Genomic DNA, 20493 nt, shown 5'->3' on the forward strand with positions numbered 1-20493 from the left:
CCTCAACAATCTATCCTTAGAGATACATAGTTTCGAGTGAATGGACTTACTGCCGGACCCTCTTGGACATGCTCCCGCTTCCGCGACCGCATGCTGGTTTTCCGTTTTGGCCAAGGCCGGCCAGGCGGGAACTTTCCAGCAACAGCAGGCGTTCTACGGAGTAGAAGTAGTGGCTGGGATCAGCCCGGACGTTGGCCTACAAAAGGAGGTCGTGATGCCGCTGTCGGAGCACGAACAGAAGCTGCTTGAGCAGCTTGAGAAGCAGCTTCACGAGGACGACCCGAAATTCGCGAACTCGATGGGTTCGGACCCGGGGCGTTCATGGTCTACCAGGCACGTGGTCATTGGGGTCCTTTGCGCGTTGGCCGGTGTCTTCCTGCTGCTGGTCGGGGTTACCCTCCAGAACATCTTCGTTGGAGTGCTGGGCTTTGTGGTCATGGGCGGGGGAGTCTACTTCGCCACCATGCGCAGCTCCCGTGGAGCGGCCGCATCCAAGGCCGGCGGAGGAAAGGCCGGCAAGCAGCGGAGTTCGTTTATGAGCAGCCTGGAAGAGCGCTGGGACGAGCGCCGCAGGGGTGAACCCTAGACAGCCCCGGCAGGCCGGCCGCCTTCCGACTCCTGGCTCCTCCATTCCGCTCCCCTGGCAGCAGGGGCCGCAGGAAAAGACCCGCTCCGGCGGGTCTTTTCCTGTTTAACGGACAATTTCACTGCGAATGCCGCCCGTCCCGCCGGCTGACTGAATTCGGACCGCCCCTTCGACGCGAAAATTCCTCCACTTTCCACCACCACGCCCATTCCGCGGCATTTCAAGGGACTTCTCCCACAATTCAGTCCCGTAGGAGGCCGTTCTGCGTTGACTGTGGTGGAAAGTGGAGTAATGTGGAGGACATAAGAGGGTGGTTGCAACATAGGGGATGTGCAGTTCCTGACGGCGGACAGGCGGTGGGCCAGTGTTTCTGGGCACTCACTCGCCGCGTCTGGATGAAAAGGGACGGATCATTCTCCCCGCTAAGTTCCGTGAGGAGCTTGCCAGCGGCCTGGTGCTCACAAGGGGCCAGGAGCGTTGCATCTACGTCTTCAGCGAGAAGGAATTTGCACGGGTCCACGAGCAAATGCGGGAGGCTCCAATCTCCTCCAAGCAGGCACGTGACTACATCCGCGTATTTCTCTCTGGAGCCTCGGACGAGGTACCTGACAAGCAGGGGCGCGTGACCATTCCACCGGCGCTCCGGGAGTATGCAGGACTCGGAAGGGAACTTGCCGTGATCGGCGCCGGTACCCGCGCCGAGATCTGGGACGCCCAGGCTTGGACTGAATACCTCGCGGAGAAGGAGACGGCCTTTTCCGAGACTGACGATCCCATTCCGGGCATTCTCTGAATTCCGGAGCGGGATGGCAGGTGGTTTCTTGGATGAGATCTCCAGCCGGCCCATCGGCTGCCAACCTGGCTCACCTTCCCCGGAGCCAGGCGGGCGGAACGGTAGGCGCGGATGGGGATCTGGTTCCAGAAGCAGCAGGGGACAACGACGGCGGGAAAGGACCAGGCATGACAGATCAACCCAAGCCCACGTCCGAACGCCATGTACCGGTCCTGCGCGACCGGTGCATCAATTTGTTGGCACCGGGATTTGAGGCGGCAAGACTGCGCGGCGAGACCCCGGTTGCCGTGGACACAACCCTGGGCATGGGCGGCCACTCCGAGGCCATGCTGCAGAGGTTTCCCGATCTCCACCTCATCGGCATCGACCGTGACGAGGAAGCCCTGGCACTCGCAGGGGAACGGCTTGCGCCGTTCGCAGCCCGGACCGACCTGGTTCACGCCGTGTACGACGAGATCCAGGACGTCCTGGCAGACCTCGGCGTGGCCGAAGTTCACGGGATCCTGATGGACCTGGGTGTCTCCTCCCTGCAGCTGGACGAGCGTGGGCGCGGTTTCGCCTACTCCTTCGATGCGCCGCTGGACATGCGCATGGACACCAGCAGGGGTCAAACCGCCGCCGACGTGGTCAATACCTACAGCGAAGAAGACCTGGTCCGGATCATCCGCAAGTGGGGCGAGGAAAAGTTCGCCGGCCGGATCGCCAACAGGATTGTCGCGGCGCGTGCAGTCAAGGAATTCACCACTACCGGCGAACTCGTGGAGCAGATCCGTTCCGTGGTTCCCGCCTCCGCTGCGAAGTCCGGTGGACATCCGGCCAAGCGGACATTCCAGGCTTTGAGGATCGAAGTCAACGAGGAACTCGACGTCCTGGAACGCGCGGTTCCCGCCGCCGTCGATTCCCTGGCCCTCGGCGGCCGCATTGTGGTCATGTCCTACCACTCCCTGGAGGACAAGATCGTCAAGGGCGTTTTCCAGTCCCGCTCCCGGTCTTCCGCTCCCCTTGGTTTCCCTGTGGAGCTGGAAGAACACAAGCCTGAACTCAAGACCCTGACCAAAGGCACTGAGGTGCCCACCGCCGTCGAAATCGCCGAAAACCCGCGTGCTGCCTCCGCCAGGCTCCGCGCAGCAGAACGTATCAGAGCCAGGAGAGCTGCATGAGCACCGCCGCCGTCAAGAACTTTCCCGTTGTTTCCGGCAGCTCGGCGCCCGACACCAGGCCCGCCGGGAAACCGGGTGGGGGACAGAAGGCCCGCACACCGCTTTCCGTGGTCCGCTCGGCGCCGCGAAGGCGGCGTGCACCCTTCGTGGTGCTGTGCTTCGCCATGCTCGCCGTGGCGCTGGTTGCGGTGCTGGTCCTGAACATTTCGGTGTCCACCGCGCAGTACCAGCTGGTGGAGCTGCGTGCCAAGCAGAACTCGCTGACCAAGGCCAACCAGGACCTCACCCAGCAGGTGCAGAACTTCGAGGCCCCCCAGAACCTCGCGGCCAAGGCCACTGAGCTGGGGATGGTGGCATCCACCGTGAAGGGCCAGATTGACCTGTCCACGCTGTCGGTGTCAGGAAAGGCCACCCCCGCAGTCAAGGGCGCGGCAGCAGGAGCCGTGATTCCGGCGCCGGCAGTGGCAGGCCAGCTCATCGTGCCGCCCGCGTCAAAGGGTGCGGGCGCAAACAAGGCCACGTCACCGGACGCCGCCAAGGCTGCTGCCGCGGCTCCCTCCACCGATGCGGCCCAGACCGCTGCAGCCCAGGCCGCTGCGGTTGCACAGGCGGCAGCCGCACAGGCCGCGGCCGCGGCAACTCCCGCCCCCGAACTTCACGGCGGCTCTGTTCCGGCACCGCAGCAGAAGACTCCCGGGCAGTAAAACACCAGGCAGGACAGCCAGCAGCGTCGAGCAGCAAGGAATTTCACGGTGGCGAAGACGACCGGCAAGGCAGGAAAAAGCAAGGTACCCAACGCCACGAAGCGCTTGCGCTTAGGACTGGGCGTCATGCTGACACTCCTGCTGGTGGTGGGCGGGAAGCTCTTCCTGGTCCAGGGGCTGGACGTCGGCGGCATGGCGGAAGCTGCACTGAACAGCCGGATGACGTCAGCCATCCTGCCGGCCGAGCGCGGCAGCATCCTGGACTCGCGCGGCACCGTCCTGGCCAACAGCGTGATCCGCTACAACATCGTGGTTGACCAGCGGGTCAACACCAAAACCGACTCGTACAAACGGCTGGAGCAAACGGACGGCCACGAAAAGCTCGTGGACGTCAGCCGCGACCAGGCAATTTCCGAACTTGCCTCGGCCCTGGGCATGGACACCAATGCCGTCAGGGATGCCGTCACCGGCCAACAGCCGTATTACATCGTGGCCAAGGACGTGAAGCCCGACGTTGAGGACCGCATCTCCAAGCTCCAGGTGCCGGGCATCGTTGCCGAGGGCGTCAGCAAGCGCGTCTACCCGAATGGTGCCGTTGCAGGGGGAGTGGTGGGGTTCCTGCAGGACGGCACCACGGGACTGGCCGGCATCGAGCAGACACAGGACGACAAGCTGAAGGGCACGGACGGCAAGCGCCTGTTCGAGATCGGCGCCGATGGCCTCCGCATCCCCGTGGGCCTCGACGAGCTGACCCCGCCCCAGAACGGCAAGGACGTCAAGCTCACCCTCAACTCCGATCTGCAGTACTTCGCCCAGCAGGCCATCCAGAGCCAGGCGGACAAACTGAGCGCCGAATGGGGCGTCATCATCGTGATGGACGCCAAGACAGGGAACCTGCTTGCCCTGGCGGACACAAATTCCCCGGACCCCAACAACCCCGGACTGGTGGCAGCCAAGGACCGCGGCGTCCGTTCCGTCACCGCAGCCTATGAGCCCGGCTCGGTGGAGAAAATGATGACGGCGGCAGCTGTGATCGATGAGGGCCTTGCCAGTCCGCTGGACAAGTTCACCATTCCGCCCACCTACACGGTGGACGGCCAGACGTTCAGCGACGCGTTCACCCACGGCACCGAGGAACGGACGCTCGCGGGAATCATTGGGTATTCCATGAACACCGGAACCGTCATGGCCGGCCAGCGGCTCAGCAAGGAACAGCGCTACGACTGGTTGAAGAAGTTCGGCATCGGCGAGGCTCCGGACATTGGGCTTCCGGCAACAGCATCCGGCATCCTTACGCCCCCGGACCAGTGGGATGGACGCCAGCAGTACACCGTCCTGTTCGGCCAGGGCGTTTCCCAGTCCACGCTCCAAACGGTGCGCGCCTACCAGAGCATCGCCAATAACGGCGTCATGCTGCAGCCGCGTTTGATCGATTCCTACATTTCCCATGTCGGCACCGAGGAGAAAGTCCCCGCCCAGCCGTCCCAGCGGATTGTTTCGGACAGCACGGCCCAGCAGGTCCAGGACATCCTGGAAAGCGCCGTCACCGAGGGCGAGATCAAGGACGCCGGCATCGACGGCTACCGGGTAGGGGCCAAGACCGGAACATCCGAATCGCCCTGCGACGACGGCAAGTCCGGCTACTGCGGCTACACCGCCTCCATCGTGGGAATGGCGCCGATGGATGATCCGCGGTTTATTGTGGAGGTGGTGCTCCAGCGGCCGAAGGGCAGCATTTACGGCATCACCAACGGTCCGGTGTTCCGGTCCGTCATGAGCCAGACGCTGCGGACCTACAACGTCCAGCCTTCCACCGGCGAGCCGGCCAGGATGCCCCAGTACGCCAAATAGCAGCTGCTTCACGCCGGAAGCACCAGCAGCATCCAGCGCATCACAGTGCCCGGGGCGAACCATGCCGGGCACGCACTAGCACTATCGGAGATCCCCTTGTCAGAGTTCACCACGCCCGGCAGCGACGCTGCCCGGGATGAAAGCCCAGGCCGCTTCCGGCCTGCAGCCGTAGCCGCCGTCCCGCTGGCCGCCGTCGGACAGGCCCTTGGCGTAGCGGTGCCCGCTCCTGCCGCTGACGTGGAGATCACAGGCATATCCCTGAACTCACGCACCGTGGAACCCGGAGACTTGTACGTTGCCTTGCCCGGTGCCAGCAGGCATGGGGCGGACTTCGTCACGGACGCCGTCGGCGCCGGGGCGGCCGCCGTTCTGACGGACGACGCCGGAGCACGCCTGCTTGCCCTGTCCGCGGACACGCCAGTGCCGGTGCTCGTCGTCGATAATCCCCGCAACGTGGTGGGCCCGCTCTCCGCCATGATCTACCGGAGCCAGTCTGCCGACGGCCGCCAGATGCCGCTTTTCGGTGTCACCGGGACCAACGGGAAAACCACCACCACGTACTTCATCACCTCGCTGCTCCGCGCTCTGGGACAGCAGACCGGGCTGATCGGGACCATCGAGATCCTGGCCGGCGGGGAACCGATCCCCAGCCTCCTCACCACGCCGGAATCGCCAGAGGTGCACGGCCTCATTGCCCTCATGCACGAGCGGGGGCTCGACGCCGCAGCGATGGAAGTGTCCTCGCACGCCATCTCATACCAGCGCGTGGACGGACTGCTCTTCGACGTCGCTGGCTTCACCAACCTCACCCAGGACCACCTGGACCTGCACAACACCATGGAGGAGTACTTCGCCACCAAGGCAGAGCTTTTCACTCCGGCCCGTGCCCGGCGGGCAGTAGTGACGGTCGACGACGAATGGGGCCGGCGACTGGCCGGCAGCGCCCAGGTGCCGGTCACCACCCTCAGCACCAGTGGCACGGGCCCGGCGGACTGGACCGTGACCGCGGCCTCGCCGCGGGGGCTCGGTACCGCGTTCACGCTCACGGGACCTGACGGTGCCGTCCTGAACATCCACACCGGGCTGCCCGGCAGCTTCAACGTCGCCAACGCCGCCCTGGCAGCGCTCATGGTGCTGGCTTCCGGCGTCGACCCGGCTGATCTGCAGGCGGCCCTGGACAGTGCCGACCCGTTCACCGTCGACGTCCCCGGTCGCATGCAGCTGATTTCCGAGCGGCCTGCGGCCGTGGTGGACTTTGCCCACAACACCGACGCCCTGGCGCGGGCCCTGGAGGCAGTCCGATCGCCGGAACCGGGCTCCCGCCTGATCGTTGTTTTCGGTGCCACAGGACAGCGGGACCAAGGCAAACGCCCGGCAATGGGGGCCATTGCCGCCCGGCTTGCCGACACCGTGATCATCACCGATGACGACCCGCACGACGAAGACGCTTCAGCGATTCGCGCCGATGTGCTGGCCGGGGCTCGTGCTGCCCTTGAAAAGGAGGCCCTGGGAGCCGAACTGTTGGAGGTCTTCCCCCGCGATGAGGCCATTCGGCATGCCGTAGCCTTGGCGCGCCCGCAGGACACCATTCTCGTTGCGGGCCGCGGGCACGAGGTCTGGCAGGAAGTGAAGGGCGTGAATCTCGCCCTGGACGACAGGGTGGAACTGCGCAGCGCCTTGACAGCCAGGGGATTCAACGTTCTCCATGACGACCGGATAGAGTCCTAGACCGAGATGATTGCATTTACTGCGGCGGAAATCGCCGAAATCACCAGCGGGCGCCTGGACGCCGATCCCGGAATTACGCCCCTCTCGGTGGTGACGGATTCACGCGAAGCCACGCACGGTTCGCTTTACGTCGCAAAGCCGGGCGAGCAGGCCGACGGCCACGACTTCATCGACGCCGCCTTTGCCGCCGGTGCGGTCCTGGCACTTGTTGAGCGTCCGGTGGCCGGCCCCGACGGCACCGCCTACCCGTCCATCCTGGTTGCGGACGCCGTCCTGGCGATGGGAGCCCTCGCCGCGGAAGCCGTCCGCCGCATCCGTGCCGCCCGTGCAGAAGATGGCAGCCAGCTGACAGTCGTGGGCATCACCGGTTCCGCCGGCAAGACCACCACCAAGGACCTGCTGGCCGGAATCCTGGCCGCGCAAGGCAACACCGTCGCGCCCCAGGGCTCCTACAACGGCGAGGTAGGCGTCCCGCTCACGGTCTTCCGGGCCGGCACCGACACCCGCTACCTGGTCATCGAGATGGGGGCCACCGGCATTGGCCACATCCGCTACCTCGCGGAGATGGTCAAGCCGGACATCGGCGTGGTCCTGGCGGTGGGCACAGCACACGCCGGCGAGTTCGGGGGAGTGGAGAACATCGCGCTGGCCAAGGGCGAGATGGTTGAAGGCCTTGCCGCTTCAGGAACTGCCATCATCAACCTCGACGATGAACGCGTCGCCGCCATGCGCAGCCGTACCTCGGCCACGGTCCTCGGGTTTTCCGCGGAAGCCCGCCAGGACGCCCAGGTGCAGGCGCTGAATGCCGACACCAACTCCGGTGGCTGCCCCGAATTCGACCTCCTGCTGCCCGACGGCGCTGCTCCCCGGCACGTGAGCAGCAGGCTCATCGGAGCCCATCACGTGGGGAATCTGCTGGCAGCCGCTGCAGCCGCCTGGGCCGCCGGCGTGCCGGGGGACCACATCGCACAGTCACTGAGCAACCAGGCCGCCGCCAGCCGCTGGCGCATGGAACGCACTGAGCGGCCCGACGGCGTCACCATCATCAACGATGCCTACAACGCCAACCCGGAATCAATGCGGGCTGCCCTCCGCACCCTGGCCGACCTTGGCCGGGGCCGCCGCACCTGGGCGGTGCTGGGGGCGATGCTGGAGCTCGGCGAGGACTCCATTCGCGAGCACACTGCCGTAGGCACCCAGGTTGTCCGCCTCAACATCTCCCGGCTGCTGGTGGTGGGCCGGGAAGCGCGGGCGCTCTATGTTTCCGCCGTGCAGGAGGGATCCTGGGGCGACGAATGCCTCTTCGCGGAGACACTGGACGAGGCATATGACGTCCTGGATACAGAACTCCAGCCGGGCGACCTGGTGCTGTTCAAGTCCTCCAACAGCGTGGGACTTCGCCATTTGGGCGATCGGATAGCATTACCCCCAGCCCCGACCCCTGCCGACGAAAGGAGCACTCTGCTGTGATTGCTCTGTTGATCGGCGCAGGCCTGGCCCTGCTGTTCGCCCTGGTGGGCACGCCGCTCTTCATCCGCTTGCTGGTGCACCGCGGCTACGGCCAGTTCATCCGCGATGACGGACCCACGTCGCACCACACCAAGCGCGGCACGCCCACGATGGGCGGCACCGTAGTGGTGGCCGCCGTCCTGCTCAGTTACGGACTCACCCACCTCATCATGCTGATGATGAACCCCGACTCGCCCGGGCCCTCGGCCTCAGCCCTCATCCTGCTGTTCCTCATGGTGGGCATGGGCCTGGTGGGCTTCCTGGACGATTTCATCAAGATCTCCCGGCAGCGGAGCCTGGGCCTGAACGCAAAGGCCAAGCTCATCCTCCAGGCGGCTGTGGGCATCGTCTTTGCCATCCTGGCGCTGAACTTCCCAAACAACGCCGGACTGACGCCCGCGTCCACGAAGATATCCCTGGTCCGCGACCTGCCCTGGCTGGACCTCGCCTTCGGCGGCACCGTCCTCGGCGCGATCCTGTTCGTCATCTGGTCCAACCTGATCGTCACCGCCGCCACCAACGGCGTGAACCTGACCGACGGACTGGACGGCCTTGCCGCCGGAGCGTCAATCATGGTCTTCGGCGCGTACACCCTCATGGGCATCTGGCAGAGCAACCAGGCCTGCGGTTCCCCCCGGGAGGCCGGCAGCGGCTGCTATTCGGTCCGGGACCCCCTGGACCTGGCACTCCTGGCAGCCATCCTCAGTGCCGCACTGGTGGGCTTCCTCTGGTGGAACACCTCGCCGGCGAAGATCTTCATGGGCGACACCGGATCGTTGGCCATCGGCGGTGCCGTGGCTGGATTCGCCATCCTGTCCCGCACTGAACTCCTGCTGGGCATCGTCGGCGGCCTCTTTGTACTGATCACGCTGTCCGTCATCATCCAAGTGGGCTACTTCAAGGCAACCGGCGGAAAACGTGTCTTCAAGATGGCGCCGCTGCAGCACCACTTCGAATTGAAGGGGTGGGCCGAGGTGACCGTCGTGGTCCGGTTCTGGATCCTGGGCGGACTCTTCGTCGCCGTGGGGCTGGGCATCTTCTACGCTGAATGGGTTGTACTGCTGTGACCGTTTCCCCCCGCCTGGCAAACCTCGTCTCCTGGGACTCTGACTGGGCCGGCCTGCGCGTTGCCGTGACTGGCATCGGCGTCTCCGGCTTCGCGGCCGCGGACACCCTGATCGAACTCGGTGCCCGCGTGGTGGTGGTGGATGCTGCCACCAGCGACACCGCGCGCGCCCACGCCGACACCCTCAAAATCGTGGGTGCCGCCGACGTGCTGCTGGGCCCGGATGCGGTCACGCACCTGCCGCGGATCGATGGCGAACTTCCCCAACTGATAGTGACCTCGCCCGGGTGGCGGCCGGACCAGGCTCTGCTGGCCGCAGCGGCAAGGGCGCACATCCCGGTCTGGGGCGACGTTGAACTTGCTTGGCGCGTGCGTGTCAGGGAAGGCCGGAAGACGGCCGACTGGCTGGCCATCACCGGCACCAACGGCAAGACCACCACGGTGGGCCTCACTGAATCGATGCTGCGGGCCGCCGGGCTCAAAGCAATCGCAGTAGGCAATGTGGGCACCCCCATCCTGGATGCCCTGCGGGACCCGGTGGAGTACGACGTCTTCGCCGTCGAGCTTTCCAGCTTCCAGCTGCACTGGGCGGAATCCGTCTCGCCGGTAGCAAGCGTTTGCCTCAACGTGGCCGAAGACCACGTCGACTGGCACGGCTCCTACGATTCATACCTTGCGGACAAGGCGAAGGTCTACGAGCGGACCCAGAAGGCCTGCATCTACAACGCCGAGCAGGTGGAAACCGAACGCATGGTGGAAAACGCCGACGTGGTGGAAGGCTGCCGCGCTGTCGGCTTCACCACCGTGACGCCTGCCATCAGCATGCTGGGAGTAGTGGAAGGGCTCCTGGTGGACCGGGCGTTCATCGAAGAACGCAGGAACAGCGCAGCGGAGCTGGCCTCGATGGCCGACCTCGGGCCGTTGGCCCCGCGGCACATGGTGGCCAATGCCCTTGCGGCAGCCGGCCTGGTGCGCGCCTATGGCGTGGAGGCCAAGGCGGTGCGGCAGGGCATCCTCGATTACGTGCCCGGCGACCACCGGATCCAGCCTGTGGCCCGCCTTAACGGGGTCCTGTGGGTCAATGACTCCAAAGCCACCAACCCCCATGCGGCGTCGGCATCCCTGTCGGCTTTCACCAAGGTGGTCTGGATTGCCGGCGGCCTGTCGAAGGGCGTTAGCTACGACGACCTGGTGAGGGAGCACGCGGCACGGCTCAAGGCCGTTGTCCTGATCGGAACGGATACCTCGCACCTCCGCGAAGCCCTCCAGCGACACGCGCCGGATGTCCCGGTGATCGAACCGGCGGCAGGTGACACTGAAGGAGTGCAGACTGCTTCGGCGCCCGGTGGCACCACCGCCGGTTCCTCCGGCAATGGAGAACAGGTGATGTCCTGGGCCGTTGCGTCAGCAGCACGGCTCGCTGAATCGGGCGATACCGTGCTCATGGCTCCGGCAGCTGCTTCCATGGATCAGTTCTCTTCCTACGCTCACCGTGGTGGTGCTTTCATCGATGCTGTCCGCGAGCTGGTGGAAGGGCAGGCCCAGACCGGCGAGGAGTAACAATGGTCAGCACGCCCACCCGGCAGCAGGGTGGCAAGCCCCGGGGTGATAAATCCCAGGGCGCCAAACCACGCCCCGGCTCCACCGCCGTCCGGCAGCCTGCTGCGGCCGGCGCGAAACTGCGCAGCATGTACCGCCGGTTCTGGTCAGCACTGGAGGGCACGGGCACGTCCCGGAACGGCTCCACCTACTACCTCATCCTTGGCGCCACCCTGGCCTTGACGGCTATTGGAATCATGATGGTCCTTTCCGCCTCCAGCGTTGAGTCGATCGCCGCCGGGAAGTCCCCCTACGGCGATGCCCTGAAGCAGGGCGTTTTCGCCGCGATCGGCATCTTCACCATGTTCGTGCTTTCGAGGGTCAACGTCGTTTGGCTGAAGCGGCTCGCGTGGCCGGCCGTGGGGGTTGCCGTGCTCCTCCTGGGCCTGGTCCAGGTGGTGGGCGACGAGATCAACGGCAACCGGAACTGGATCGACCTGGGCGGGATCACCTTCCAGCCCTCCGAGGCTGCCAAGCTGGCCCTCGCCCTGTGGCTGGCCACGGTGCTGGCCAGGAAGGGCAAGCTGCTCAACCGGTGGCAGCATGTGCTGGTACCCGCCGTTCCCATGGCGGCCATCGTCATCGTGCTGATCCTGGTGGGCAACGACCTTGGCACAGCCATGATCATCATGATGATCATGGCGGCGGCCCTGTTTTTCGCAGGCGTTCCGCTCTACCTCTTCGGCATCGCAGGCAGCATCGCCGCCGCCGGCACCGCCGTCATGGCCGTCACCAGTTCGAACCGCATGTGCCGCATCACCTCCTGGTGGACCGGCCAGTCATGCGCCGACGGCATCGACGCCAACTACCAGGCCACCAACGGCATGTACGGCCTTGCATCGGGAGGCTGGCTGGGGGTGGGCCTGGGGCAGAGCCGGCAAAAGTACAGCTGGATCCCCGAAGCCCACAACGACTTCATCTTCGCCATCATCGGTGAGGAACTCGGCCTGGTGGGTACCGTCGTCGTCCTGGTCCTCTTCGCCATCCTTGGTGCTGCCATCTACCGCGTGGTGGTGGCGCAGGAGGACATGTTCCACCGGGTCCTGGCCGGCAGCATCATGGTCTGGCTGCTGGGCCAGGCCACCGTCAATATGTCCGTTGTCACTGGCCTGATGCCCGTCATCGGCGTGCCGCTGCCGTTCATTTCCTATGGCGGATCGGCCCTGCTGATGTCACTGTGTGCCGTTGGGGTGGTCCTCTCGCTGGCGCGGGAGCAGATGGCTCCTGCCATGCGGCCCAAGCGGATGCTGAAGTTCAAGGCCCGGCCCGGACGGGACAAGAACCAACCAAAGAATTCCAGAAAGCGTGCCTAACCCCAGATGACTGCGACACAACCTTCCATCGTCCTGGCCGGTGGCGGAACAGCGGGCCATATCAGCCCGTTGCTCGCCATCGCCGCCGCCCTCCGCAGCGAAGCCCCGGATGCCTCGATCCTGGCGGTCGGTACGCCCTCGGGAATGGAAACCCGGCTGGTTCCCGCCGCCGGCGTCCAGCTGGCCACGATCGACCGTGTGCCTTTCCCGCGCAAGCCGTCCGGAGACCTGTTCCGCCTGCCGGCCCGGCTGGCCGGTGCGGTCCGGCAGGCCGGTGCCATCCTGGACCAGGCACAGGCCGATGTGCTGGTGGGCGTTGGCGGTTACGTCTGCACGCCCATGTACCTTGCGGCGCGGAAGCGCGGCATTCCGCTGGTGATCCATGAAGCCAACGCCCGCCCGGGACTGGCCAACCGTGTGGGGGCCTTCCTGAAAGGCCGGGTCGCCGTGGCATTCGAGGACACCCCGCTCCGCAACGCCGTGCACGTGGGCATGCCCATGCGCAAGGAGATTTCCGGCCTCGACAGGAAGAGTGCACGAAGCGCCGCCCGCGAGGCCCTGGGACTGGATCCACATCAGCCCACCCTGATCGTCACCGGCGGGTCCTCCGGCGCGCAGAGCATCAACCGGACCATCGCCGCGTCCGTGGCCCTGCTCGCGGAGGCCGGTATCCAGACCCTCCACGTCACCGGCCGCGGAAAGACCGTCCTGGACCAGACCGGCCAGCCCCTCGCCGCTGAGGGCTACCGGCAGGTGGAGTACATCGACGGCATGGAACGAGCGTACGCCGCGGCCGACCTCCTCCTGGCGCGGTCCGGGGCTGCCACGGTTTGCGAGGTTGCGGCCGTGGGCGTCCCGGCGGTCCTGGTGCCCCTGCCCATCGGCAACGGTGAGCAGGCGCTGAACGCGGCGGCCCTGGTTGCCGCAGGCGGCGCAGTGCTGGTGGCCGACCGCGATTTCACCCCGGAATGGGTTGCCCGCGAGCTGGTGCCGCTGATCACCGATAAAGCCCGGCTGGCCGCCATGGAAGCCAAGTCCTACCGGCTCGGTATCCGAAACGCCGACCAGCGCATGGCTGGTCTTGTCCTGGAAGCGGTATCTGCATGAGCCCCCACAACACCCCGCGCCTGGAATCCCTCGGAAAGGTGCACTTCATCGGCATCGGGGGAGTAGGAATGTCCGCCGTGGCCCGCATCATGGTGGCGCGCGGAGTCCCGGTCAGCGGCTCCGACGCAAAAGACCTCCCCGTCATGGCGGACCTTGCCGCGTCCGGTGCGCGCATCGCCGTCGGTTACGCCGCCGCCAACCTGGCGGACGCGCAGACCGTGGTTGCAGGTTCGGCGATCCGGGAGGACAACCCCGAGCTGGCGGCCGCGCGCCAGGCAGGGCTCCCGGTGCTGCACCGGTCCCAGGCGCTGGCAGCCACCATGGGCGATGACACCGTGGTCACTGTGGCCGGAACGCATGGCAAGTCAACCACCACGTCCATGGTCACCGTGCTGCTGCAGGCGGCGGGCCTGGACCCGTCGTTCGCGGTGGGCGCCAACATCCCCGCGCTTGGCGTCAACGCCGCCCACGGCACGTCCGGCATCTTCGTCGCTGAGGCGGACGAATCCGACGGGTCCTTCCTGAACTACCGGCCCCGCATCGCCGTCGTCACCAACGTGGAGCCTGACCATCTTGACTACTACGGCACCGCTGAAGCCGTGTACGAGTCCTTCGACCGTTTCACTGCGCTGCTGCCCGCGGACGGCCTCCTGGTGGCCTGCGCGGACGACGCCGGGGCGCTGGCCCTGGCGGACCGGACCAGGACGAGGGGCAACACCCGGGTAGTCCTGTACGGCACCCATGAGGCGGCGGACGTCAGGCTGTACGACGACGGACCCGGCCACGTTGCCGTGTCTGCAGACGGTGCCCGGTACGGGTTGTCGCTGCAGGTTCCGGGGCGCCACAACGCCCTGAACGCGGCAGCCGCCTTTGCCGTGGCCCTTGAACTGGGCGTGGACCCGGCGGCGGCCGCCGCCGGCCTGGCCCACTTCTCCGGCGCGTCGCGCCGCTTCGAACTCAAGGGCTCGGCTCGGGGCGTCAGGGTCTTCGACGACTATGCCCACCACCCCACGGAGGTCCGTGCCGCCCTCACCGCAGCCCGCTCAGTGGCGGGCGGCCACAGGGTCCACGTCCTGTTCCAGCCGCACTTGTTTTCCCGCACCCGCGAGTTCGCGGCCCAGTTCGCGGACGCCCTCAACCTTGCCGATACCGCCCTGGTCCTGGACATCTACCCTGCCCGGGAGGACCCCATTCCTGGCGTGACCAGCCAGCTCATCGCCGACCACCTCAAAGAAGGCGGACGGCTGGTGGGTGCGGATGACGCCGTCGAAGCCCTGGTAAAAACCGCCGCCGACGGGGACGTAGTCCTCACCGTTGGCGCAGGCGACGTCACGGCCTACGGCCCGCTGATCGTGGAGGCGCTGCGTGCCTAGCTCCCGCCGTCCCACCTACGCCCCGCCCAGGCGGAATGGCCGCCAGGACGCATCGCCTGCCAACAATGCGGAGGCAGCGGCGCCCTCGTCCGGAACCCCGGTCGGCGCCGCCGGTGGTGACGTGATCACGGCATCCCGCAGCGTCCCTGAGCAGGCGGCGCAAAAGCCTGCCCAAGCGCAGAAACCTTCCGGGGCAACAGTGCTGGCATTCCCGGAACCAAAAGGCCGGCGCCGCAGGAAAAGGGTCCTGCTCGCCGTAGGAACAGTACTTGTGCTGGTGGCGGGGCTGCTGGCGGCCGCCGTCTACTCACCGGTCCTCGCCCTGCAGACCATCGCCGTAACGGGCACGCGGTTTGTCACCCCCGCCCAGGTGCAGGCCGCTCTGGAGCCCCTGCGCGGCAAGCCGCTGCCCCAGATCAGCGACGACGACGTCCGTGGACTCCTCGGCTCCCTGGTCCAGGTCAAATCCGTCTCCGTTGAGGCGCGGCCGCCGTCCACCCTTGCCGTCGCCGTGCATGAGCGTGTGCCGGTGGCCCTGGTCAAGCAGGGGGAGCAGTACCAGCTGGTGGACGTCGACGGCGTCCAGCTGGCAACTACCGATGACCCGGCGTCGGCGTCGCTGCCCGTCAGCGACGGCGGGGCCGGCGCGATCGGCCAGGACCTGTTCCGCGCCACCGCGGCAGTGCTTGGTGCCCTGCCTGCCGACGTCCTGGCGAAGTTGTCCAATGCGTCCGCGCAGTCCGTGGACGCCGTTGAACTCAAGCTCGTGGACGGCCAGACGATCGTGTGGGGCAACGCCTCGGAGAAAGAGCTCAAGGCCAAGGTCCTGGCTGCCCTCCTGAAGGCTCCGGCGGATCCCAAGAACCCGGTCAGGGTCTACGATGTCAGTGTGCCCCGGCACCCCGTGACGCGCTGAGCGCTTTCTTTCCCGGTATTAATCCGACACGCGGACCCGGTTATTGAATGTGTGAACCAGAGGAAATACCGTCACAGACAAGAGTTACTTGACATAACTATAACCTTCAACTCGAAGGTTAAGGTTTCAGGCTTCAAGCTCTCCATCAGTTTTCGCAATAAGACACGAACAAGGGACACGTAACGTGGCAGCTCCGCAGAATTACTTGGCCGTCATCAAAGTCGTCGGCATCGGCGGCGGTGGCGTGAACGCAGTCAACCGCATGATCGAGGTCGGCCTCAGGGGTGTTGAATTCATCGCCATCAACACCGACGCCCAGGCCCTGCTGATGAGCGACGCCGACGTGAAGCTCGACGTCGGACGCGAACTGACCCGCGGCCTGGGTGCCGGCGCCAATCCTGAGGTAGGCAAGCAGGCTGCCGAGGACCACGCGGACGAGATCGAGGAAGTCCTCCGCGGCGCCGACATGGTCTTCGTGACCGCCGGCGAAGGCGGCGGCACGGGCACCGGCGGCGCACCCGTCGTCGCCCGGATCGCACGCTCGCTCGGTGCCCTGACCATTGGCGTGGTCACCCGCCCCTTCACCTTCGAAGGCCGCCGCCGTGCCGGTTCCGCCGAGGCGGGCATCGATGCCCTGCGCGACGAGGTGGACACCCTGATCGTGATCCCCAACGACCGCCTGCTCTCCATCAGCGACCGCAACGTGTCCGTCCTTGACGCATTCCGCTCCGCGGACCAGGTCCTGCTGTCCGGCGTCCAGGGCATCACCGACCTCATCACCACGCCGGGCCTGATCAACCTTGACTTCGCGGACGTCAAGTCCGTCATGCAGGGCGCTGGCTCGGCCCTCATGGGCATCGGTTCCGCCCGGGGTGAAGACCGCGCGGTCAAGGCCGCCGAACTGGCCATCGCCTCGCCGCTGCTGGAAGCATCCATCGATGGCGCCCACGGCGTGTTGCTGTCCATCCAGGGTGGCTCGGACCTTGGCCTGTTTGAAATCAACGAGGCCGCCCGGCTGGTCCAGGAAGTGGCGCACCCCGAGGCCAACATCATCTTCGGTGCAGTGATTGACGACGCCCTTGGCGACGAAGCGCGCGTCACCGTGATCGCCGCCGGCTTTGACGACGTCAAGGCCACCTCGCCCTCCATGGACCAGTCCCAGCCGCAGGTCGCCCCCCAGCGGCCCGCCGCCCCTGCCGCCGCTCCCGCCTCGGCGCACCCCCAAAGCGGAAACCACCAGGGCAACGGAAACCACCAGCAGAACGTCCAGCCGATCCACGCCGGCGTCGGTGCCGCAGGCCTGAGCAACTGGGGGCAGCAGCGTCCCACGGCAGTCCCCGCTGACTCGGGCTTCGACGTCGACCTGCCCTCCGTGGTGGAGCCGGACCTGACCGGAACCCACCCGGATGACCTGGATGTTCCCGACTTCCTGAAGTAGGCAGCGGATTGTTCCATTGGCGCGCCGACATCCTGCCAGGGGTGTCGGCCGCATTCACCGATGTGCGTGCGGGAAACCTTGCCCTGCATGTGGGGGACCATCCCGCCGCAGTCATGGAGCGACGGGCACGCCTGGAGCAGTCCATCGGCGCGGGGTCCGGCTCGCTGCGGTTCATGAACCAGGTCCACGGCACCACCGTGGCCATGATGGACGCGGAAACACCTGCCCCTGAAGCCGACGCCATGGTGTCCCGCGGCCTGCCGCTGGCTGTCATGGTGGCGGACTGCATTCCCGTGCTGTTGGCGGGGGAGTCCGGGAACGGACCGGTCCTTGCCGCCGTGCACGCCGGCCGCCCCGGCATCGCAAACGGGGTCCTCCCGGCCGCTGTGGACAGGATGAAGTTTCTCGGTGCCTCCCGGATCCGGGCCTGGCTGGGGCCGTCAATCTGCGGGTCCTGCTACGAAGTCCCCGCCGCCTTGCGCGACGAGGTGGCGGCCCTGGTTCCGGCAACGCGGAGCACCACCACGTGGGGAACGCCCGCCCTGGACCTTCCCGCCGGTGCGCGGGCCCAGCTTGAGGCTGCCGGGGTGGCGGTTGAGTACGCCGGTGCCTGCACCCTTGAGACGGAAACGCTCTATTCGTACCGCAGGGATCGCAATACGGGCCGTTTCGCCGGGCTGGTCTGGTGCCATGACTGAGCCGCCAGGCAGCGGGCAGGACCACAGGGATGATCCCCGCAGCACAGAACTCGCCGACAGGCTTGCCGCCGTGCGGAAGCGTATTGCCAGGGCAGCCGAAAGCGCCGGCCGCGGGGACCGCCTGCCCTCGCTGATCGTGGTCACCAAGTTCCACCCGGCAGAGGACATCCGGCGGCTGGCCGCACTCGGGGTTACCGACGTGGGCGAGAACCGGGACCAGGAGGCCGCGGCCAAAGCGCTCGAGCTGGCCGATCTTGCCCTGACGTGGCACTTTGTGGGCCAGCTGCAGACAAAGAAGGCCAAGTCCGTGGCGCGCTACGCTGCCGCGGTCCACTCGGTGGACCGGCCGCAGCTCGTGGATGCCCTGGCAAAGGCGGTACGGAACGAGATCGACTCCAGTGGCCGTGCGCCGCTGGACTGTTTCATCCAGGTGAGCCTTGAGGACGACGGCGGCACACACCGCGGCGGGGCAGCCCCCGGCGACGTGTCCATCCTGGCAGAGCGGATCGCCGGGTCGGACGTCCTGAACCTGGCCGGCGTCATGGCCGTTGCGCCGCTGGGCGCGCCGCCGGAGCCGGCGTTCGAAAAGCTGGCCGGGGTTTCCGCCCGGCTGGTGGCAGGCTACCCCGGCGCCGGGGGCATTTCGGCAGGCATGAGCCAGGACCTGGAGGCCGCCATCAAGTTCGGAGCGACACACCTGCGAATCGGTTCCGATATTCTCGGTTCCCGTCCCGCCGTGGGGTAGCGTCGGACCTATTGGAAGTGATGGGCGGGGGACTCCAGTGCTGTCAAATCATTGGGCGGCCCGCTTACGGGACACGATTAGGAGTCGACCATGGCCGGCGCTCTGCGCAAGACAATGATCTATCTTGGGCTCGCCGACGGCGATGAGCATTACGAGTCCGAGCAACAGACCACACGTAAGGATGAGGACGAACCGATGGAAGTTGACCGCGAGGAACGCCGTGCTCCGGCGCCGGTCCGCGAAGTCAGCCGCGAGGCGTCCTACGCCCCTGAAGAGGAATACCGCGCCCCTGTGACCCCCATAAAGCGTGCGGCCTCAAGCCGCGAAGAGAACACCGGTCTGCGCCAGATCACCACCATCCACCCGCGCTCCTACAATGATGCCAAGCTCATTGGCGAGAGCTTCCGGGACGGCATTCCGGTGATCATGAACGTCACGGACATGGGCGAGGCGGATGCCAAGCGCCTGGTGGACTTCTCGGCAGGGCTCGTCTTTGGCCTGCGGGGAAGCATCGAGCGGGTCACCAACAAGGTGTTCCTGCTCTCACCGTCCTACGTCGAAGTGATCGGTGACGACAAGAAGGCCAGCGACACACAGGCCAGCTTCTTCAACCAAAGCTAAGCGAAAAGACTGTACGGGAGATGCCAGGCAGGGACACCTGTCTGGCATCTGTGCTGAAATAGACAAGACAACAGCGGTACGACAGCGGCCACCGCAACGGCAGGCCGCACGAATATGGAGATATGAAATAAGTCATGGGAATTGTTTTCGGACTTCTCTATCTCGCCCTGCTGCTGTTCTTCGTAGCCCTCATCATCCGCCTGGTGTTCGACTGGGTACAGATGTTTGCCAGGGAATGGCGTCCCCGCGGCGCTGCCCTGGTAGTGGCGCACGCCGTCTACTCCATCACGGATCCGCCCCTCAAGGGGCTGCGGCGGCTGATCCCGCCGCTCCGCCTCGGCGGCGTCTCCCTGGACCTGGGCTTCCTGATCCTGTTCATCGGCGTCAGCATCGCGATGAACGTCACCAGGGGACTGGCCTGATTTACCGACCAACCCCCGCAATGCAGTGTGATCCCTTGCGGAACGGCTACTGTAAAGCGAAGAAACCTCCCGTTTGACACCGCAGTGTTGAATTAGAGTAAGCAGACCAAATTTAGGTACCTTAGTTTTGACGGCCGGAAGGCCTACTGACTAACCAGACCAGTGAGGTGACCAGATGGCTTTGACGCCAGAAGACGTTGTCAACAAGCGCTTTCAGCCCACCAAGTTCCGCGAGGGCTATGACCAGGACGAAGTTGACGACTTCCTGGACGAAATTGTCGTTGAACTCCGCCGCCTGAACCAGGAAAACGACGAGCTCCGCAAGAAGCTGGCCGAGGCAGGTTCCAGCGTTCCGGCAAGCTCCGCCGCCGCCCCCGTGGTGGAGAAGGTCCCCGCGCCGGTCAAGGCCGACAAGGACGAGGCCCGCGAGAAGGCAGAGGCCGAGGCGAAGGCTGCCGAAGCCAACAAGAAGAAGGACGTCCAGCCGGCCGCCCCTGCTGCCGCCGCACCGGCTGCGCCCGCCGCTGCTGCCACCGCTTCCGCTGAATCCGCTGCCGGCCTGCTGGCAATGGCACAGCAGATGCACGACCGCCACGTGGCAGACGGCCAGGCCCAGAAGGACAAGATCATCGCCGAGGCGCAGATCGAGGCCAGCAGCCTCGTCAACGACGCCCAGGAGAAGTCCCGCAAGATCCTCGGCGCCCTTGAGCAGCAGCGCTCCGTCCTGGAACGCAAGGTGGAGCAGCTCCGCGGCTTCGAGCGCGATTACCGTTCACGCCTGAAGGCCTACATCGAGGGCCAGCTCCGCGACCTCGATGCCCGCGGCTCCGTGGCGACCCCGGAAGTCAGCGAAGCCAACTAAGT

At 66.1% G+C, this 20493-nt stretch carries 19 protein-coding genes; all 19 read left to right on the forward strand.

Features of this window, described 5'->3' with window-relative positions:
- The first annotated feature begins 214 nt into the window (after positions 1-214).
- The 19 genes from ACTAQI_RS03140 (at position 215) to ACTAQI_RS03230 (ending at position 20491) form a co-directional block, all read left to right on the forward strand.
- On the forward strand, positions 215-586 hold the full coding sequence (locus ACTAQI_RS03140) for a DUF3040 domain-containing protein (RefSeq protein WP_457949506.1): 372 nt from the start codon (positions 215-217) through the stop codon (positions 584-586).
- 364 nt (positions 587-950) lie between these two features.
- The gene (mraZ, locus tag ACTAQI_RS03145) at positions 951-1379 is read left to right on the forward strand and encodes a division/cell wall cluster transcriptional repressor MraZ (protein ID WP_457949508.1); all 429 of its coding nucleotides are present in this window, start codon (positions 951-953) and stop codon (positions 1377-1379) included.
- A 167-nt stretch (positions 1380-1546) separates the two neighbouring features.
- The gene (gene rsmH, locus ACTAQI_RS03150) at positions 1547-2539 is read left to right on the forward strand and encodes a 16S rRNA (cytosine(1402)-N(4))-methyltransferase RsmH (protein ID WP_457949510.1); all 993 of its coding nucleotides are present in this window, start codon (positions 1547-1549) and stop codon (positions 2537-2539) included.
- The gene (locus ACTAQI_RS03155) at positions 2536-3243 is read left to right on the forward strand and encodes a hypothetical protein (protein WP_457949511.1); all 708 of its coding nucleotides are present in this window, start codon (positions 2536-2538) and stop codon (positions 3241-3243) included. Before rsmH ends, ACTAQI_RS03155 begins: the two co-directional genes overlap by 4 nt.
- A 48-nt stretch (positions 3244-3291) precedes the next feature.
- Entirely contained in the window at positions 3292-5094 is a 1803-nt protein-coding gene (locus ACTAQI_RS03160; protein WP_457949513.1) for a peptidoglycan D,D-transpeptidase FtsI family protein, read from the forward strand.
- Positions 5095-5190: 96 nt separating this feature from the next.
- Positions 5191-6822 carry a UDP-N-acetylmuramoyl-L-alanyl-D-glutamate--2,6-diaminopimelate ligase gene (locus ACTAQI_RS03165; RefSeq protein WP_457949514.1) on the forward strand — a complete coding sequence of 544 codons (1632 nt, stop codon included), beginning with the start codon at positions 5191-5193 and terminating at the stop codon, positions 6820-6822.
- Positions 6823-6828: 6 nt separating this feature from the next.
- Positions 6829-8292 (forward strand): UDP-N-acetylmuramoyl-tripeptide--D-alanyl-D-alanine ligase, encoded by a 1464-nt coding sequence (locus ACTAQI_RS03170; protein WP_457949516.1) that lies wholly within the window; start codon positions 6829-6831, stop codon positions 8290-8292.
- On the forward strand, positions 8289-9398 hold the full coding sequence (mraY, locus tag ACTAQI_RS03175; RefSeq protein ID WP_457949517.1) for a phospho-N-acetylmuramoyl-pentapeptide-transferase: 1110 nt from the start codon (positions 8289-8291) through the stop codon (positions 9396-9398). Before ACTAQI_RS03170 ends, mraY begins: the two co-directional genes overlap by 4 nt.
- Positions 9380-10957, forward strand: a complete 1578-nt coding sequence (gene murD / locus ACTAQI_RS03180; protein WP_457949519.1) for a UDP-N-acetylmuramoyl-L-alanine--D-glutamate ligase — start codon at positions 9380-9382, stop codon at positions 10955-10957. The genes mraY and murD overlap by 19 nt, the downstream gene beginning before the upstream one ends.
- Positions 10958-10959: 2 nt before the next feature.
- Positions 10960-12309, forward strand: coding sequence for a putative lipid II flippase FtsW (gene ftsW / locus ACTAQI_RS03185; protein WP_457949520.1), 1350 nt, complete (start codon positions 10960-10962; stop codon positions 12307-12309).
- 6 nt (positions 12310-12315) lie between these two features.
- Entirely contained in the window at positions 12316-13416 is a 1101-nt protein-coding gene (gene murG, locus ACTAQI_RS03190) for an undecaprenyldiphospho-muramoylpentapeptide beta-N-acetylglucosaminyltransferase (protein WP_457949521.1), read from the forward strand.
- The gene (gene murC, locus ACTAQI_RS03195) at positions 13413-14789 is read left to right on the forward strand and encodes a UDP-N-acetylmuramate--L-alanine ligase (protein ID WP_457949522.1); all 1377 of its coding nucleotides are present in this window, start codon (positions 13413-13415) and stop codon (positions 14787-14789) included. Before murG ends, murC begins: the two co-directional genes overlap by 4 nt.
- Positions 14782-15705 (forward strand): cell division protein FtsQ/DivIB, encoded by a 924-nt coding sequence (locus ACTAQI_RS03200; RefSeq protein ID WP_457949523.1) that lies wholly within the window; start codon positions 14782-14784, stop codon positions 15703-15705. Before murC ends, ACTAQI_RS03200 begins: the two co-directional genes overlap by 8 nt.
- A 184-nt stretch (positions 15706-15889) precedes the next feature.
- Positions 15890-17143, forward strand: coding sequence for a cell division protein FtsZ (gene ftsZ / locus ACTAQI_RS03205; protein WP_457949524.1), 1254 nt, complete (start codon positions 15890-15892; stop codon positions 17141-17143).
- An 8-nt stretch (positions 17144-17151) separates the two neighbouring features.
- Positions 17152-17841: a peptidoglycan editing factor PgeF gene (pgeF, locus tag ACTAQI_RS03210; RefSeq protein ID WP_457949525.1), complete on the forward strand. Its 690-nt coding sequence runs from the start codon at positions 17152-17154 to the stop codon at positions 17839-17841.
- On the forward strand, positions 17834-18586 hold the full coding sequence (locus ACTAQI_RS03215) for a YggS family pyridoxal phosphate-dependent enzyme (RefSeq protein WP_457949526.1): 753 nt from the start codon (positions 17834-17836) through the stop codon (positions 18584-18586). Before pgeF ends, ACTAQI_RS03215 begins: the two co-directional genes overlap by 8 nt.
- A 90-nt stretch (positions 18587-18676) precedes the next feature.
- The gene (locus ACTAQI_RS03220) at positions 18677-19207 is read left to right on the forward strand and encodes a cell division protein SepF (protein WP_142121297.1); all 531 of its coding nucleotides are present in this window, start codon (positions 18677-18679) and stop codon (positions 19205-19207) included.
- 134 nt (positions 19208-19341) lie between these two features.
- Positions 19342-19629 carry a YggT family protein gene (locus tag ACTAQI_RS03225; protein ID WP_387566320.1) on the forward strand — a complete coding sequence of 96 codons (288 nt, stop codon included), beginning with the start codon at positions 19342-19344 and terminating at the stop codon, positions 19627-19629.
- Between the two features lie 175 nt (positions 19630-19804).
- Entirely contained in the window at positions 19805-20491 is a 687-nt protein-coding gene (locus ACTAQI_RS03230; RefSeq protein WP_457949527.1) for a DivIVA domain-containing protein, read from the forward strand.
- Positions 20492-20493: the final 2 nt, after the last annotated feature.

This window comes from Pseudarthrobacter sp. alpha12b, from assembly GCF_054130495.1.

Bases quoted from the DNA above. Each gene is read 5' to 3' on its own strand.
- ACTAQI_RS03140 (WP_457949506.1), top strand. From the start codon at position 215: ATGCCGCTGTCGGAGCACGAACAGAAGCTGCTTGAGCAGCTTGAGAAG.
- rsmH (WP_457949510.1), top strand. From the start codon at position 1,547: ATGACAGATCAACCCAAGCCCACGTCCGAACGCCATGTACCGGTCCTG.
- ACTAQI_RS03155 (WP_457949511.1), top strand. From the start codon at position 2,536: ATGAGCACCGCCGCCGTCAAGAACTTTCCCGTTGTTTCCGGCAGCTCG.
- ACTAQI_RS03170 (WP_457949516.1), top strand. From the start codon at position 6,829: ATGATTGCATTTACTGCGGCGGAAATCGCCGAAATCACCAGCGGGCGC.
- murD (WP_457949519.1), top strand. From the start codon at position 9,380: ATGGGTTGTACTGCTGTGACCGTTTCCCCCCGCCTGGCAAACCTCGTC.
- ftsW (WP_457949520.1), top strand. From the start codon at position 10,960: ATGGTCAGCACGCCCACCCGGCAGCAGGGTGGCAAGCCCCGGGGTGAT.
- murG (WP_457949521.1), top strand. From the start codon at position 12,316: ATGACTGCGACACAACCTTCCATCGTCCTGGCCGGTGGCGGAACAGCG.
- murC (WP_457949522.1), top strand. From the start codon at position 13,413: ATGAGCCCCCACAACACCCCGCGCCTGGAATCCCTCGGAAAGGTGCAC.
- ACTAQI_RS03215 (WP_457949526.1), top strand. From the start codon at position 17,834: ATGACTGAGCCGCCAGGCAGCGGGCAGGACCACAGGGATGATCCCCGC.
- ACTAQI_RS03220 (WP_142121297.1), top strand. From the start codon at position 18,677: ATGGCCGGCGCTCTGCGCAAGACAATGATCTATCTTGGGCTCGCCGAC.
- ACTAQI_RS03225 (WP_387566320.1), top strand. From the start codon at position 19,342: ATGGGAATTGTTTTCGGACTTCTCTATCTCGCCCTGCTGCTGTTCTTC.
- ACTAQI_RS03230 (WP_457949527.1), top strand. From the start codon at position 19,805: ATGGCTTTGACGCCAGAAGACGTTGTCAACAAGCGCTTTCAGCCCACC.